General features: G+C 37.6%; 3 protein-coding genes. All 3 read left to right on the forward strand.

Annotated elements, in window-relative coordinates:
• Positions 1-108: 108 nt before the first annotated feature.
• Positions 109-288 (forward strand): hypothetical protein, encoded by a 180-nt coding sequence (locus MUN53_RS18255; protein WP_087213572.1) that lies wholly within the window; start codon positions 109-111, stop codon positions 286-288.
• Positions 289-290: 2 nt separating this feature from the next.
• Positions 291-704 (forward strand): PcfK-like family protein, encoded by a 414-nt coding sequence (locus MUN53_RS18260; protein WP_117893660.1) that lies wholly within the window; start codon positions 291-293, stop codon positions 702-704.
• Between the two features lie 433 nt (positions 705-1,137).
• Positions 1,138-1,986: a PcfJ domain-containing protein gene (locus MUN53_RS18265; RefSeq protein WP_243326840.1), complete on the forward strand. Its 849-nt coding sequence runs from the start codon at positions 1,138-1,140 to the stop codon at positions 1,984-1,986.
• Positions 1,987-2,266 lie beyond the last annotated feature (280 nt).

A 2,266-nucleotide genomic window follows, 5' to 3' on the forward strand; every position in this document is an offset into this window, starting at 1 on the left:
AAAAAAAAGTCAGCGGATGCGAAAGACACAGGAAAGGAAATCTTTCAAAAAAAGGTCTAAAGCTCGCTGAAGAATAATTCGATGTTTAACCAACTAATTCAGAGCGATATGGCAGCAGTTCAGTTTATCCTTTCAGTCATCATGGCTATTTGTGCAGTGGCTATGTTCCTAAGTGCAGTTTTTATACATGCTAATCCCAGTATGGTGGTATCGGCACTTCTTTTCATCATCTGTTATGGTGCATTTTTATTGGTAAAAATCAGTTACAAAGAACTTAAATCCGAATAATTATGAAAGGTACAGAACACTTCAAACAGACTATCAAGGCTTTTTTGGATAATAAGGCAGCGAGTGACGAACTCTTTGCCCAGAGCTATCACAAGCCTCACAAAAATATCGATGATTGCGTGACTTATGTGCTTAATTGGGTACAAAGTACAGGTTGCTCCGGTTTTTCTGATGATGAGATTTATGGTCAGTGTATTCATTTTTTTGATGAAGACAACATCGACATAGGCAAGGAGATACAATGCAAGGTTGTGGTTAATCATCACATAGAATTGACTGAAGAAGAAAAGGCAGAAGCCAGGCAGAACGCTATCCGTCAGTATCAGGATGAAGAAATTCAGAAGATGAAGAACCGGAAAAAAGCTAAACCTGCCCAAACTCAAACTATTGTTGCACCTACATTATTCGATTTCTGATATGAAACCTACCAATAAAATTCAAAGAGAGATAGTTTTACTTTCAAGGAAATTGAAACCTATCACAAACAGACAGATGCAGTATGCTTACAGACATTGTATTGAACCTTTCGCCAAGAGAACGGCGAAAGGTATCTATACCTGTTGCGATTGTGCGCATACATGGAAAGACACACATTCCACTATTCCGGTTTATGTAACATGCCCTCATTGCGGAAGAAAACTTAAGGTAAGTACTGACAGAAAGAGAACCTATTCTTTTAAGGTGTATTTTACTATCATCATTTCAATAAAGGAATATCAGATATTACGTCACTTCATAGTTTTCGCAGATTTCAGAGTGGGTAAGGCTGCTCAATATTCAATTAAAGAAGTTGTTCAGCGATGGCTAACCCCAAAAGGTGTTACCCATACTATTGCCCTGAAAAGAAGTATGAGCAACTATTACTATGATAGTTGGAACTTTAATAGTGAACTTGAATTGAGAAGTTGTGCTGAAAGTTTCTATTATGATATAGATGCGATGTATATCTATCCTAAAATCCAATTATCCGACACGATAATAAGAAACGGCTATTGTGGAGATACCTTCGATTTGTCTCATTACACTGTATTCAAGGCTATACTCTCAGACAACAGAAAAGAAACTCTTCTGAAATGTGGACAGATTTCTCTTTTCAAATACTTTGCTCATATGAATAATATATCGGATGATATTTGGAAAGCCATTAAGACCGGCATCCGGCATAAGTATAACTTTTCCGATATTGGTTTATGGCTGGACTATATTAGATTGTTGCAACACTTCAATAAGGATATTTCAAACCCTCATTATGTTTGTCCTTCCAATCTGAACAGGGAACATGACAGATTGAGCCGGAAGAAACAAGAGGAGTATGAAAAAGAACAGCTAAGGGAAAAGAAACGGAAAGCTGTTCTGCAAGAAAAACATTATCAGGAAGCAAAAGCAAAATTCTTCGGTCTTGTTTTCGATGAAGGTGATATTCGGATACGTGTTCTTGAAAGTGTTCAAGAATTTGTAGAGGAAGGAGAAGTCTTGCATCATTGCGTCTTTTCAAATGAATATTTCAATGATGACAATTCACTTATCTTTTCAGCTATGGTGGACGGAGTGAAAACGGAAACAATAGAGGTCTCTTTGGAGACAATGAAAGTGGTTCAATGCAGAGGACGGTATAATAAGAACTCTGAGTTTCATGATGAAATTCTGAAGGTGATGAACAAGAATATTCCTCTTATTGCAAAACGCATGTGCGGATAAGTGGCGGACTGATGTCTATATATGATATGAAAAGTAATTATGTTACATTGTAACGTAATTACTTTCTTACGTTATTACATAACCGAAAGTCATAATCGCTTGTAAATGAACGTGAGTTCTTTCCTTCCCACCCTATCTAAGGAATACGCTGTAAACCGTATGTTTCCTTCCTTTGGCCAAACTATGTTTAGTCCGGAGGAATAAAACATCCGGCTTGCAAATTCAGCACCTCACACCGTATGAACCTTCCCGGTGGCTCAGGATCATCCGGCGGGATCTG

This window comes from Parabacteroides faecalis, assembly GCF_022809355.1.
GTDB lineage: Bacteria > Bacteroidota > Bacteroidia > Bacteroidales > Tannerellaceae > Parabacteroides > Parabacteroides faecalis.